This window comes from Streptomyces sp. NRRL F-5630, assembly GCF_000719475.1.
Taxonomy (GTDB): domain Bacteria; phylum Actinomycetota; class Actinomycetes; order Streptomycetales; family Streptomycetaceae; genus Streptomyces.
The window spans coordinates 1-13,067 of the sequence record NZ_JOGO01000041.1 but is presented as its reverse complement, the minus strand read 5'-3'; the positions used below and the strand labels follow the sequence as shown (position 1 = coordinate 13,067).

The following is a 13,067-nucleotide window of genomic DNA, read 5'->3' as shown; positions in this document are numbered from 1 at the left end:
GCGGACGCTCCCGTCCCCGACGGCGACCGGCGTTCCCGTCCCTGCCACGCCCACTCCCCCGGAGCGGCCGGGCAGCGCCCGTCCGCAGCCGGCCGCCCCCGTTCTCACGCCTTCGGCCGCAGCTTTCCTCCGTCCGTGGCCCCATTCGGGTGTGCGGGGCGGGTGGGTCCCGGCCAGGAACGGCGAATCCTCGGGGAGGGGATGCAGGGTGGTCGGGTCCGTCGAGCCGCCGTCGAGTGCCGGAGGCTCCCGAGACGGCCCCCGGGGGCCGGACGGTGCGGACGGGTCACGTGACTTGCGCCGGGGGCCCGGTCGCGCCACGTTCGTACTGTTCCCGTTGTCGTCCCCCGTTCGGAAAGGCGCGGTGCCTCATGCGGATCACCGTCTTCGGCGCCTCCGGTCGCGCCGGTCGCGCCTTCCTCCACGCCGCCGCGCGGGCCGGGCACGAGTGCACGGCCGTCGTACGTGACCCGGAACGCCTGGCGGGCGCGCCGACGGCGCGGATCGTCCGCGGCGGGCCCTTCGACGAGGGCGAGGTGAGCGAGGCGCTGGCGGGGGCCGAGGCCGCCGTCATCGCCTACGCCCTGCGCGGGGGGCGGCGCAACGTGCCGCTGTACTCGCGCGGGACGCGCACCATCGTCGACGCCATGCGCACGGCGCGGGTGCCCAGGCTCCTGGTGCTCTCGGAGGCGGCGTACGGTCCGCACACGGCGGGGCCGCTCAACCGCACCGTCTCGGCGCTGTACCGGGCGACGGCCCGCCCCGTGATCCGGCAGCGCGAGGAGCAGGACGCGATCATCGCGGCGAGCGGCCTGGACTGGACGATCGTGCGGCCGGTCATCCTCGTGGAGGGTCCCGCGCACGGGCACCGCGGGGACCCGTTCACCCCGCACCACTCGCGCGCGCCGCGCACGACCTACGCGGACCTCGCGCACGTCCTCCTCGACGCGCTGGACGACCCGGCGACGTACCGGCGCGATCTCTACCCCTGATCAGCCCCGGGCCCCCTCGCCCCCGAGCGGCAGCGCGCTCTCCTCGCGCCACTCCCCCGCCGCCGTGTACACGGTGAGGCTGAGGCGGCTCACCTCGGCGTGCAGCGGGAGTGCCGTGCCGTACTCCGCCTCCAGCGGCCCGTACACCGCGCGGTCGGTGCCGGGTGCGGCGTGGGTGGCGAGGGTGAGGTGCGGCGGGAGCCCTCCGGGGCCGAACAGACCGCGGTAGGGGACCGCGTCGGGCCAGGCGCGGCGCAGCGCGGTGGTCAGCCGGTCGAGCACGGGGTGCGGATCAGGGGCGAGGTAGAGGACGCCGGGGAAGTGGCCGAAGCGCGTGAGGCGCAGGGTGAAGGGTGGGTGCGCGGCGACGAGGGCGGCGAGCGCCGCGCGGGACGCCGGGCCGAGCGAGGCGCGCGGCACGAAGGGGTGCAGGACGCTCACGTGGGCGGGGAAGCCGGTCGTGACGAGCGGGTCGGCCGCCGGGACCCGGACGCTGAGCGAGGTGTCGCCGACGCGATCGCCCCAGTCGGCGGTGGGCTCGGTGGCGGGGCGGGTCGCGGGCACGGAGGGCATGGTCCCACGAGGCGGCGGTACGGGCCGGGGCGCGTCCCCCGTACCCGTACCGCCCTCGTGCCCGCTGAGGACACGCGTGCTCAGGACACGCGTGCTCAGGCCCTCAGCGCCTTCCGTCCCTCAGTGCACGGCGTGGAGCGCCGCTGTGTGTTCGCGGATCTGGTCCGGGGTGAGGTAGACGTCGGTGTGCTCGAACTCCTTGAGCGTGCCCGCCTTCTGGTCCTGGAAGCCGGTGCGGACGAAGTCGTCGCCCGCGATCGCGTTGAGCATCCAGTTGGTGAGGACACGGGTCTTCGCCACGCCCGTGCGCAGCGCGGACCAGTGGTAGCCGCGGGCGACGGCCTGGGCGGGGACGCCGCTCAGGTTGACCCCGAGCGGACGCGAGACCGCGTCGTGGCCACCGAGGTCGACGACGAGACCGAGGTCCTTGTGGGCGTACGGCCGCAGGGGCTGGTGGAGGATCGTCGCGAGGACGTTGTCGGCGGCGATACGGCCCTGGCGCATGGCGTGCTGCGCGGTGGGCGGGCAGATGGCGTCCTCGCCCTTGGTGAGGTCGGGCACCGCGGCGGCGTCGCCGAGGGCGAAGACCCCGTCCAGCCCGGGGACCGTCAGCTCGGGGGTGACGGCGAGCCTGCCCCGTACCGTCTCGCGCTCCAGCGTCGCCATGAGCGGGCTGGCCGCGACGCCGGCGGTCCAGATGAGAGTGCGGCAGGGCAGGGTGCGGCCGTCCGTGAAGGTGACCTTCTCGGGGCCCGCCTCGGCGATGGAGACGCCGAGCGAGACCTCGATGCCGCGCTGGGTGAGGACGTCGAGCGCGGCCTTGCCCAGCTCGTCGCCCAGCTCGGGCATGAGCTTCGGCGCGATGTCGATGAGGTGCCACTTGATGAGCGAGGGATCGAGGCGCGGGTAGCGCTTGACCGCGCTCGTGGTGAGGCGCTGGAGGCACGCGGCGGTCTCGGTGCCCGCGTAGCCGCCGCCGACGACGACGAACTGCAGGCGCGAGGCGCGTTCCTCCTCGTCCTCGCTCGCGTCGGCGAGGTCGAGCTGCGCGATGACGTGGTCGCGGACGTAGGCGGCCTCGGCGAGCGTCTTCATGCCGCGCGCGTTCTCGGTGAGCCCGGGGATGTCGAAGGTGCGGGTGACGCTGCCGGGGGTGAGGACGAGGACGTCGTACGGTTCGTCGACGATCTCCCCGGTGACCTTCTGGACGATGCAGATCTTCTTCTCGGGGTCCACGCCGATCGCGCCGCCGGGCAGGATGCGCGTGCGGTGCTTCTGGCTGCGGCGCAGCGAGACGGCGACGGACTGCGGCGTGAGGACGCCGGAGGCGACCTGCGGGAGCAGCGGCAGGTAGAGCTGGTACGAGAACGGCGCGACGAGAGTGATCTCCGCCCGGCCCGGTGGGATGCGGCGTTCGAGCCTGCGGACGCACCCCACCCCGGCGAAACCGGCGCCCACTACGAGAATCCTGGGTCGTGCCACGATTGCGTCCCTTCTCAGGGGTCTGTGCGGTCTCCGGGCCGGTGTGTGCGTACCCGGTCCCGGACGGCTTCCGCTCGCCTGCCCGCTCAGCGGCGTGTGTCACGGACCATCTTTGCCGAAGGGGCTGGGACGCGCTTGTCGAACAGGGCGGAAGGGGTGCGCCGGGGCGCGGGCTGCGCGTGCCAGGCAAGGGGCCCGGACGCGGGGGCGACCCCGTATCCGGGTGGGACACGGGGCCGCTGCCCGCTCGTGCGCGCGTGCCCGCCTCGTCGTGCGGGCCGGCCGGTCAGCCGGTCGTGGCGGCGAAGACGTGCAGGACGCCTCCTTCGCTGGTCTTGGGGAGGGTGATGCTCGCGAGGGTCTTGCCGCTCGTGAGGGTGACGGGCGCGGTGGCGAAGAGGTAGGCGTTGACGGGGTCCTTGCCGCCGCCGAGTGTGTCGCGGTAGGCGGAGGTGACGGCGACGGTGTTGCCGTAGGAGGGCTTGTCCCCGCCGCCGCCGAGGGTCCAGTCCGAGAAGCCGAGGTCGGCCTGCTGGGTCGTGCCGTCGGTGTAGGTGAGGGTCATGGTGCCGTGCGTGTCGCCCTCGGCGGCGCTGCCGAGCAGGCTCAGGCGGGTCGCTCCGTCCTTGGCGGGGACGGTGAGGGTCTGGCCGCCGCCGGCGACCTCGATGTTGTCGGGTTCGCCCGCGCCGGTCGCCGGCAGCGTGAACGTGAAGTCGCCCGAGGTGACGGTCTTGCCGGGGGCGGCGCCACCGGCGGCGAGGGCGGCGGCGGAGTAGCTCCAGCCCTCGCCGTCGAAGTTCGCGCCGGGCTTGGTGTCGTCCTCGGAGACGCCGTCGTTGTTGAGGTTCCACAGGACGCTGTTCTTCGCGGCGACCGTGACGGTGAGCTTCGCTCCGGGCAGTTCCTCGCCCGAGGCGGTGCGCAGCGTCACCGGGATCGTGCGGAAGCCCTCCTTCGCGCCCTCGGTCGCGGCGACGGAGAGCGTCGTGCTCGCGGTGCCTCCTGAGGGGACGGCGAGGGTGCCGGACGCGGGGCTGACGGTGAGTCCTTCGGGCACGTCGGCCTTCCAGGTCACCGTCTCGGCGCGGTCCTGGAGAGTGCGCACGGTGAGGTCGGTGCGGGTGTCGTCGCCACCAGGTGACGCTTTGAGGGCGCTCGGGCTCGCACTCGTGAAGTACGTGTCACCGCCGCCGGGGAAGGACGGCGGGGCGTCCGAGGCTGCCGTGCCCCACGTGGTGCCGGGGTGCGTGGCGAGCGTGTAGTCGAGGGTGCCGCCGTGCTTGACGAGCGTGTCCGGCACCCAGGTCTTCGTGCTGGCCCTGCCGTTGACGCGCAGGCCGTGGATGTAGAGGTGGCCGGCGTCGGCCGCCGGGGCGTTGACCGTGATGCGCTTGCCGTGGCCGGTGTGGACGACGGCGCGGGGGAAGAGCGGCGCGGTCAGGACGAGGTCGGCGCGGCTGGGGTTCTGCGGGTACATGCCGAGCGCGGAGAACACGTACCAGGAGGACATGGTGCCCGCGTCGTCATTGCCGGGGATGCCGCCGGGCTTGTCGGTCCAGAGCTGGTCGACCTCGGCGCGGACGGTCTCCTGGGTCTTGGTGGGAGCGCCCAGGTAGTTGTAGAGGTACGGGGTGTTGATGTCAGGTTCGTTGGTGGGGTCGTAGCGGGTCGCGTCCTTGGCGGAGAAGTCGAACTTTCCGTTCTGATCGCGGAAGAAGGCGTCCAGGCGGGCGACGGCCTTGTCGTTGCCGCCCATGGCGCGGGCGAGGCGGGCGACGTCGGAGTAGACCATCCAGGTGTAGCGGGCGCTGGTGCCCTCGACGAAGCCATTGCCCGTGCCGGGCGTGAAGACGCCCGCCCAGGTACCGTCCGCGTTGCGGTTGCGGATGTAGCCACCCTCGGGGGTCGCTGCCGGGTCGAAGACGTGGGTCCAGTTGCCCGAGCGGTCGAGGAACTTCTTCTGGTTCTCGCGGTCCCCGGTGACGCGGGCGAGTTCGGAGAGACCGTAGTCGGCGGCCGTGTCCTCCAGGGTCTCGGCGGCGCCGCCCCAGCAGTGGCAGTCGTCCGCGGGCACGTACCCGAGCTTGAGGTACTGGTCGAGCCCGGGGCGCTGGCCGACGCACTCGACGTTGCAGCCCGCGCTGTCGGAGTCGTTGGCGGTCGGTACGGTCGCGGCCCGGACGAGGGACGCGAGCGCGCCCCTGACGTCGAAGTCGGTGCCGCCGAAGGCGTGGATGCCCGCGAGCGCCGGAGCGGAGGGGTCGCCGGACATGACGCTGGTCTTGCCGTGCTGGAGGAGCCAGCGGTCCCACTCGCCGCCTCGCTGGGAGGCGTACTGGTAGAGGGACTGGGCGTAGTCGCTGCCGGTCTTCGGGTTGAGGAGCGACAGGAGCTGTACCTGGGCCCTGTACTGGTCCCAGCCGGAGAAGGTCCCGTACTGGGCCTTCTGGCCGTGCGAGAGGCGGTGCGTCTTGTCGTCGGCGCCCGTGTAGCGGCCGTCGGTGTCGCTCGTGAGGGTCGGCTCCAGCATCGAGTGGTAGAGCGCGGTGTAGAAGGTGCGGTACTGGGCGTTCGTGCCGCCGCCGACCTGGATCGCGCCGAGCGCCTTGTTCCAGGCCCGGCCCGCGTCGCGTGCGACGGCGTCGAAGCTCTTGCGGGACGGGTTCTCGGCGCGGAGGTTGGCCTCGGCGCCCGCCTGGCTCACGTAGGAGATCGCGACCTTCGCGCCGACGTCGGTGGTGCCCTTCGGGAAGGTGACGTAGGCGCCGGAGCCCTTGCCTGCGACGGGGTTGCCGCTGGAGCTGTAGCCGGTGCCGCCGCTCGCGTCGGTGGTGTCCGGGCGCAGGGTCTCGTCCTGCCAGGTGCCGGTCTTCGCGAAGGGGGTGTCGAAGTGGATCGTGTAGTGCAGCGTGTAGAGCGCCTTGCGGTTGTTGGCGCTCTGCGGGCCGCAGAAGTTTCCGGCGTCGATGGAGCCGGTCACGGTCTTCCGCGCCGCGTCGACGTGCACGCGCGCGTCGGCGCTGCCGGACTCGGCGTTGGAACCGCGGACGAGGAAGCTCGCCGTCTTGCCCGCAGGGAAGCCGAAGCGGCCCGAGCCGGTGCGCTCCGTGGCCGTGAGGGCGGCGGAGGTGCCGTTGGCGAGCTTCACCTCGTAGCGGCCGGCGCTCGCCTTCTCGTCGTCGTGCGAGAAGGCGGAGGCGTAGACGGAGTCGTTCGTGTCGGCGGTGGGCGAGGTGGTGACCTCGCCGGGGTAGGGCATGAGCGGGACGTCGCCGTTCGCGCCGGAGCAGCCCACGCCGTTGAGGTGCGTGAGGCTGAAGCCGCGGATCGAGGTGGCGTCGTACTGGTAGCCGCCAGGGGCGGGGTTGGAGACCTGGTTGCCGCGGGTGGTCTGGGGGCTGAACGCGAGCATGCCGAAGGGGCGGACCGCTCCGGGGTAGGTGTTGCCCGCGTTGGCGGAGCCGATGAGGGGATCGACGTACCCGGCCGGGTTCCGGACCAGGGCGGTGTGCCCGGTCTTCGCGACCGGGGGCGTGGCGGCGGTGGCGGCCGGGGCGAGCGCGGTGAGGCCGAGAGCGGTCGCCGCGGTGAGGGCCAGGAGGCCACCGGCCGTGGTGCGGGCGGGACTTCTGCGTTGCGTCACTCTTCTGACACGTTCCTCTCCTCGGTGAGCCCGGGCCGTACCGGACAACGTTGTCAGGCGCGAGCGATGCTCCTCCCGAGGCTGAAGGGACGTCAAGGGGTGAGAGGCAAGAACGTCCTGAACGCCAGTCAGGACACGAGTCCCGGGAATCCGGCCCACCCGCTGCGCAACCAAGGGTTGACACCTCTTTGACTGTCAACCTAGGGTTGCATGCATGACGGAGCAGACACCGGCACATCGCGCAGTACGGCTCGACGACCTGATCGACGCCATCAAACGGGTCCACACCGGGCCCCTGGACCAGCTCACGGACGCGGTGCTCGCCGCGGAGCACCTCGGGGAGGTCGCGGACCACCTGATCGGCCACTTCGTCGACCAGGCACGCCGTTCGGGCGCCTCCTGGACCGATATCGGCACCTCGATGGGCGTGACACGGCAGGCGGCACAGAAGCGGTTCGTGCCGAAGGACTCCGGCGAGGCGGCGGACCTCGACCCCCAGCAGGGCTTCAGCCGGTACACGCCGCGCGCACGCAAGGTCGTGGTGGCCGCGCAGACCCGGGCACGGGAGCACGGGCACCCGCGCATCGCGCCCGTACACCTCGTCCTCGGCCTCCTCGACGAGCCGCAGAGTCTGGGAGTCATCGTGCTCGCGGATCAGGGGGTGACGCGCGAGGCGGTACGGGAGGCCGCCGAGGCGGCGCTGCCGCCGCGCGGCGAGGAGGACCTGCCGACGCTCATCCCCTTCGACGCGGCGTCGAAGAAGATCCTGGAGCTGACCTTCCGCGAGGCCCTGCGCCTCGGCCACAACTACGTCGGCACCGAGCACCTGGTGCTCGCCCTCCTGGAGCACGAGAACGGCGAGGGCCTCCTCGCGGGCCTCGGCGTCGACAAGGACCGCACGACGGAACTCCTCGCGGGCCACCTGCGGCGCATCCAGGCGCAGGTGGAGGAGGCGAGGCAGAGCGAGAGCGGCTGACGGAGGCGCTTACCTGGAGGCGGTGGGCCGCAGGCGGCCTATAGCCTCCAGGTAAGCGCAGGGCGCGGACCGGTCCGTTCGGCCGGGCCTCTGCCCCCCTCACAAGGAGAGCGCAAGTACGACCGGGCACCGCAACCGAGGGTTGACGCGGAGGTCCGGTCGTGCGGCGTGCGATGTCCGCCAGGAAAGCGCGCGAGAGAAGGGACGCGGGGCTTCAGCGGGTGACGCGCCCGGAGGGGCGGAGGGGTCCGGCGGCCGTTGATCTCCGCGTGGCTGTGCCGGCTGAGGGGGACGGGAGCCGCGTTCAGTCCCCCGCGCGCCCCCGTGCCCCCTGCAGGACGCAGTCGCCGCACAGGGTGCCGCGGGGGGTGCGGTAGTAGAGGCAGCAGCTGTTGCGGCGGTAGGCGACGCCGAGGTCGGGGTCGTAGAGGTAGGCGCCGTTGTCGCCGAGGTCCGGGGTGCGCAGGAGGCGGGCGGCGAGGGGGCCGGGGTCCTCGGGTGCGCCGGGGAGGCGGTCGAGGAGGACGCGGACCGTGCCGGTGAGCGCGGAGGCGGTGTTGCCGCGCAGGGTGTGCGGGGAGAGGCCGTAGCGGCCGCGCAGGTGGGCGTGGAGCGGGGCGAGGTGGGCGGTGAGGAGGGCGTGCAGGGCGGGGACTGGATCCTCTGTCGCGGGGCGGGCGGCCGGTTCGGGGGCCCACAGGCTCGGCGCGCCTTCGGGCGAGAGCGTGAAGCGGAGCCGGTCGGGGCCGAGGGCGGGGACGCCGCCGCCGAGCGCCACGGTGCCGAGGGCGAGGGACCACAGCCGGGCGACATGTCCGAGGTGCACGGTCGAGGCCGCGACGCGTCCCGCACCCGTGCCGAGGCGGGCGCCGACGAGGACGGTCCAGTCGTCGAAGGCGGCGCCGGGAAGCTCGGCGAGGGGCCGGTAGGAGGCGGCGTCGGACGGCGGCGTGGTGGCGACGGCGAAGTAGGGGCCGAGCGGGGCGAGCCGGGCGAGGAGGCCGGCTGTGGTGGGGGCCGTCATGGGCTGGTGTCCGTTCCCGGCGCGGGGGCGCGCCGGGAACGGATCGTTTCACAGTGCCGGGTGGCTGCCGCCCGGGGCGGGCGCGCTCGTACGCTGAACGCGGGACGCGACCGGTGCTCCGGGAGTCCGTGGCCGCCGCGGGCGACCGTCCGGAGGTCGCGTGGGGACGGCGCGACGCGTCCGTACGACTCGGTACGGCGCTCGTACGACTTGGGACGGAGCAACGCGCACACCATGAGGATCGATCTCACCGACACCACTTCCAGCGACATCAACAAGACCCTCGTGTCCGCCCGCCGGGCGCTCGGCACCCCGACGGTGGGGCGGGTGCTGACCCTGCTCGTCGTCACGGACGAGGAGGACGCGTACGACGCGCTGCGCGCCGCGGGAGCCTCCGCGCGCGAGCACCCCGCGCGCATCCTGCTCGTCATCCGCCGCACCTCCCGCAGCCCGCACCGCCGCGCGAGCGCGCGTCTCGACGCCGAGGTACGGGTGGGCGCGGACGACGCGGGCGCGGGCGAGATCGTGGTGCTGCGGCTGTACGGGGAGGTCGGCAAGCACGCCGACTCGGTCGTGCTGCCGCTGCTGCTGCCCGACGTGCCGGTCGTGGCCTGGTGGCCGTACGGCGCGCCGGAGGACCCGGCGGGCGATCCGCTGGGCGCCCTCGCCCGGCGACGCATCACCGACGCGTACGCCTCCGAGAACCCGGTGGCCTTCCTCGCGGGGCTGCGCCGCTCGTACACCCCCGGCGACACGGACCTCGCGTGGACGCGGCTCACGCTGTGGCGCTCGACGCTCGCCGCCGCGCTCGACCAGGTCCCCGGACCGGTGCGGTCCGCCGTGGTGGAGAGCGAGGCGGACAACCCGAGCGCGGAGCTTCTCGCGCGGTGGCTGGGCGTGCGGCTCGGGGTGGAGGCCGAGCGGGTCGTCACGGGCGGTCCCGTGATCACGGCGGTACGGCTCGGCACGGCGGCCGGGGAGCTGAGCGTGGAGCGGCCCGACGGCCCGCTCGCGAGCCTCGCGCTGCCCGGGCGCCCGCCCCGCCCCCTCGCCCTCCAGGTGCGCGCGCTGCCCGAGCTGCTCTCGGAGGAACTGCGCCGGCTCGACCCGGACGAGGCGTACGCGGAGGCGCTGCACGCGGAGGCGAGGACGGGCGCGACGTCCTGAGGCCCGAGGCCGCCACGGGCCCCGCCTCGGCCGTACGCCCGGGGCGGGGCCTTCGCGCGTCAGGGGGCGGTGGATGTCCCGGTACGGGGCTGCCTCCCGACCGGGCGGGTGCACGCGGTGCCCGGCCGGACGACGTGACGCGGCGCGGGCCCAGCGCGGTGCGGTGGCGCGAGATCCGTCGCAACAGGTGCGCGAACGCGCCGCGCGTCCCACACTTGAGCCTGCGCTGTGTGTCCGTCCCGGTCCCCGTGCCGGCGGCAGGCGGCAGGCGGCACCGCGCGACGGAGACGCCCACGCCCTCGGAGGCACCGTGAAGATGCTGATCAACGTCGCGGAGACCGTCGTCGCCGACGCCCTGCGCGGCCTCGCGGCCGCGCATCCCGAACTGACCGTGGACATCGAGAACCGAGTCGTGGTGCGGTGCGACGCGCCCGTGGCGGGGAAGGTCGCGCTCGTTTCCGGAGGCGGCTCGGGGCACGAACCGCTCCACGCCGGGTTCGTCGGGCCCGGGATGCTCGACGCGGCCTGTCCCGGCGAGGTGTTCACGTCGCCCGTACCCGATCAGATGGTGCGCGCCGCCGCCGCGGTCGACAGCGGTGCCGGGGTGCTCTTCATCGTGAAGAACTACACCGGGGACGTCCTCAACTTCGACATGGCGGCCGAACTCGCCGAGGAGGAGGGCATCCAGGTCGCGAAGGTCCTCGTGGACGACGACGTCGCCGTGACCGACAGCCTGTACACGGCGGGTCGGCGCGGCACCGGCGCGACGCTCTTCGTCGAGAAGATCGCGGGTGCCGCGGCCGAAGAGCGCCGCCCCCTCGCCGAGATCGCCGACCTCGCGACCCGCGTCAACTCCGCCTCGCGCAGCTTCGGCGTCGCACTCTCCGCCGTGAGCACTCCCGCCAAGGGCGGCCCCACCTTCGACCTGCCGCCCGGTGAACTGGAACTCGGCGTCGGCATCCACGGCGAACCCGGCCGCGAGCGGCGCCCGATGATGACCTCCGGCGAGATCGCCGACCTCTCCGTGCACGCCGTGCTCGACGACCTCGGCGGCGAAGGACCCGTGCTGCTCCTCGTCAACGGCATGGGCGGCACACCGCTCCTGGAGCTGTACGGGTTCGCCGCCGAGGTGCATCGCGTCCTCGGTGAACGCGGCGTCCCGGTGGCGCGTTCGCTCGTCGGCAACTACGTCACGTCGCTCGACATGGCGGGCGCCTCGGTGACGGTGTGCAGGGCGGACGAGGAGCTGCTGCGCCTGTGGGACGCCCCCGTGGCCACCTCCGGGCTGCGCTGGGGCCGCTGAGGCGCGTACCGCCTGCACGGGCACGTACGAGCGCGCCGCGGGGCACGATCGGCCGCACGACGTGACAGGCGCGCACCACGGGACGAAGGGGTGAAGGACATGGGTGACGACGGCAGGGACACGGGCGGTGCCGGTGGGACGGGCACGCTCGACGCGGCGTTCTTCCGGCGGTGGCTCGACGCCGCCGCCGCGCTGATCGAGGAGGAGGCCGAGCGGCTCACCGCGCTGGACTCGGCGATCGGCGACGCCGACCACGGTGCCAATATGCGGCGCGGCTTCTCGGCCGTGCGCGAGTCGCTCGCCGCCGACGAGCCCGCGAGCCCCCAGGCGGTGCTCGCGCTCGCCGGGCGGCGGCTCGTCTCCACGGTCGGCGGGGCCTCGGGCCCGCTGTACGGGACGCTGCTGCGCCGGACGGGGAAGGCGCTCGGCGAGCGCACGGACCCGGACCGTGCGGAGTTCGCCGCCGCGCTGCGCGCCGGGATCGAGGCGGTCTCGGCGCTCGGCGGCGCCAAACCGGGCGACAAGACGATGATCGACGCGCTCGTCCCTGCCGCCGAGGCGCTGAGCACCTCGTGGACGGCGGCGGCGGAGGCGGCGCGCGAGGGCGCGGCGGGGACGGTGCCGCTGCGGGCGCGCAAAGGGCGGGCGAGCTATCTGGGCGAGCGCAGCGAGGGGCACGAGGACCCGGGGGCGGCGTCGGCGGCGCTCCTCTTCGCGGCGCTCGCGGACACGGCGGGGAAGGCGGGGGCGTGAGTACGGATCAGGGTGGCGTGGGACTCGTCGTGGTCTCCCACTCGGCGACGGTCGCGCAGGCGGTGGCGCGGCTCGCCGCGCAGCTCACGGGGGCGCCCGACGACGTCAGGATCGAGGCGGCGGGCGGTACGGAGGACGGCGGCCTCGGGACGAGCGCGGACCTCGTGGTGCGGGCGGCGCGCGCCGTGGACCAGGGGGCGGGGGTCGCCCTCCTCGCCGACCTCGGGAGCGCGGTGCTCACCGTCAAGGCGCTGCTCGCCGAGGGCGGCGAACTGCCCGGGCGGAGCGTGCTCGTGGACGCCCCGCTCGTCGAGGGCGCGGTGGCGGCGGCCGTCGCGGCCTCGGCGGGCGCGGACCTGGAGGGGGTGCGGGCGGCGGCCGCCGAGGCGTACGACTACCGCAAGCGGTGACGTCCACGCGGGGCCGTGGCAGGCCCCGTCAGGGCGCCGTCTCGCGCAGGTAGCGGGCCACGCGGGCCCGTCCCGCCGCGCGGGCCGCTCCCGGGTCCTCGACCGGGTGGACGCGGGTGTCGGGGAAGAGCAGGTACAGGACGTCGTCCTGCGTGCCCGCCGCTTGGGGCGCGCCGCCGAGACCGAGCGAGAGCGCGGCGGCGTACGAGGCTTCGCCGATGACGTCGGCGGGCCCCGTGTCACCGACGACGGCGTAGCGGACACGGGCCTTGTGCACGAGTACGGCGAGCGTGCCGCCCGTGACTCCCGAGTCGGCGGGACGCCACCGCGCCGAGGGGCCGGGGACGACGACGTACGGGACCTCGTCGGCGCTCAGCGGGCGCCCGTCCGAGCCGTTCCAGGCGGTCGTCTCCTGGAAGTACGGGCCCGAGGCCGCGTTGCACACGGGACCGGGCCGCCCGTCGCAGTCGATGTCGAGGTCGGCGGTCCAGTGCAGCGTGCCGCCCGCCCCCGCGCACACGGGCACCTCGGGTGCGCGCGCCGCGTCCCGCCGGAAGAGCCCGGCGGAGACCTGTCGGCAGGAGCGGGCGGCGCGCGAGCGGAGGGCGTCGGCGGAGGCCGCGGCGCGGCGGGGCGGGGAAGGAGGAGGCGAGGCCGCCGGGGAGGCGGCGGGGGCGGCGGGGGTGCCGGTGGAGGGGGCGGGGGTGCGCGCCGGGGGACGCGTCGCCCGTGAGGCGAGGG

The 13,067-nt window shown here is 74.4% G+C and carries 11 protein-coding genes; 6 read left to right on the top strand and 5 right to left on the bottom strand.

Features of this window, described 5'->3' with window-relative positions:
- Positions 1-371 precede the first annotated feature (371 nt).
- Entirely contained in the window at positions 372-992 is a 621-nt protein-coding gene (locus IF99_RS0119325; RefSeq protein WP_030997822.1) for an NAD(P)-dependent oxidoreductase, read from the top strand.
- Here IF99_RS0119325 and IF99_RS0119320 read toward each other — a convergent pair whose 3' ends face one another.
- From IF99_RS0119320 to IF99_RS0119310, 3 genes are all read right to left on the bottom strand, one after another.
- The gene (locus tag IF99_RS0119320) at positions 993-1,556 is read right to left on the bottom strand and encodes a 2'-5' RNA ligase family protein (RefSeq protein WP_030997821.1); all 564 of its coding nucleotides are present in this window, start codon (positions 1,554-1,556) and stop codon (positions 993-995) included.
- Positions 1,557-1,685: 129 nt separating this feature from the next.
- Positions 1,686-3,047, bottom strand: a complete 1,362-nt coding sequence (locus IF99_RS0119315; RefSeq protein WP_030997820.1) for an NAD(P)/FAD-dependent oxidoreductase — start codon at positions 3,045-3,047, stop codon at positions 1,686-1,688.
- A gap of 286 nt (positions 3,048-3,333) precedes the next feature.
- Entirely contained in the window at positions 3,334-6,693 is a 3,360-nt protein-coding gene (locus IF99_RS0119310) for a GH92 family glycosyl hydrolase (protein ID WP_199806520.1), read from the bottom strand.
- A gap of 214 nt (positions 6,694-6,907) precedes the next feature.
- Here IF99_RS0119310 and IF99_RS0119305 point away from each other — a divergent pair, with 214 nt between their 5' ends.
- Complete coding sequence (locus tag IF99_RS0119305) at positions 6,908-7,669, top strand: Clp protease N-terminal domain-containing protein (protein WP_030997818.1); 762 nt, start codon at positions 6,908-6,910, stop codon at positions 7,667-7,669.
- Between the two features lie 304 nt (positions 7,670-7,973).
- Here the strand turns inward: IF99_RS0119305 and IF99_RS0119300 are convergent, their stop codons facing one another.
- Positions 7,974-8,693: a (2Fe-2S)-binding protein gene (locus tag IF99_RS0119300; RefSeq protein ID WP_030997817.1), complete on the bottom strand. Its 720-nt coding sequence runs from the start codon at positions 8,691-8,693 to the stop codon at positions 7,974-7,976.
- Positions 8,694-8,927: 234 nt separating this feature from the next.
- Here IF99_RS0119300 and opcA point away from each other — a divergent pair, with 234 nt between their 5' ends.
- From opcA to dhaM, 4 genes are all read left to right on the top strand, one after another.
- The gene (gene opcA / locus IF99_RS0119295) at positions 8,928-9,860 is read left to right on the top strand and encodes a glucose-6-phosphate dehydrogenase assembly protein OpcA (protein ID WP_030997815.1); all 933 of its coding nucleotides are present in this window, start codon (positions 8,928-8,930) and stop codon (positions 9,858-9,860) included.
- 310 nt (positions 9,861-10,170) lie between these two features.
- Positions 10,171-11,163: a dihydroxyacetone kinase subunit DhaK gene (gene dhaK / locus IF99_RS0119290; RefSeq protein WP_030997813.1), complete on the top strand. Its 993-nt coding sequence runs from the start codon at positions 10,171-10,173 to the stop codon at positions 11,161-11,163.
- Positions 11,164-11,262: 99 nt separating this feature from the next.
- Positions 11,263-11,916, top strand: coding sequence for a dihydroxyacetone kinase subunit DhaL (dhaL, locus tag IF99_RS0119285; protein WP_030997812.1), 654 nt, complete (start codon positions 11,263-11,265; stop codon positions 11,914-11,916).
- Positions 11,913-12,326 (top strand): dihydroxyacetone kinase phosphoryl donor subunit DhaM, encoded by a 414-nt coding sequence (gene dhaM, locus IF99_RS0119280; RefSeq protein WP_030997810.1) that lies wholly within the window; start codon positions 11,913-11,915, stop codon positions 12,324-12,326. The genes dhaL and dhaM overlap by 4 nt, the downstream gene beginning before the upstream one ends.
- A gap of 28 nt (positions 12,327-12,354) precedes the next feature.
- On the opposite strand, the gene IF99_RS30935 is transcribed toward dhaM, so the two are convergent.
- Positions 12,355-13,067, bottom strand: a 713-nt coding sequence (locus tag IF99_RS30935) for a glycoside hydrolase family 75 protein (protein ID WP_030997808.1), incomplete at its 5' end; no start/stop codon positions are given.

What these genes read in the sequence shown, in the direction of transcription:
- IF99_RS0119325 (WP_030997822.1), top strand. Translation starts at nt 372, where the DNA reads ATGCGGATCACCGTCTTCGGCGCCTCCGGTCGCGCCGGTCGCGCCTTC.
- dhaL (WP_030997812.1), top strand. Translation starts at nt 11,263, where the DNA reads ATGGGTGACGACGGCAGGGACACGGGCGGTGCCGGTGGGACGGGCACG.
- opcA (WP_030997815.1), top strand. Translation starts at nt 8,928, where the DNA reads ATGAGGATCGATCTCACCGACACCACTTCCAGCGACATCAACAAGACC.
- IF99_RS0119300 (WP_030997817.1), bottom strand. Translation starts at nt 8,693, where the DNA reads ATGACGGCCCCCACCACAGCCGGCCTCCTCGCCCGGCTCGCCCCGCTC.
- IF99_RS0119305 (WP_030997818.1), top strand. Translation starts at nt 6,908, where the DNA reads ATGACGGAGCAGACACCGGCACATCGCGCAGTACGGCTCGACGACCTG.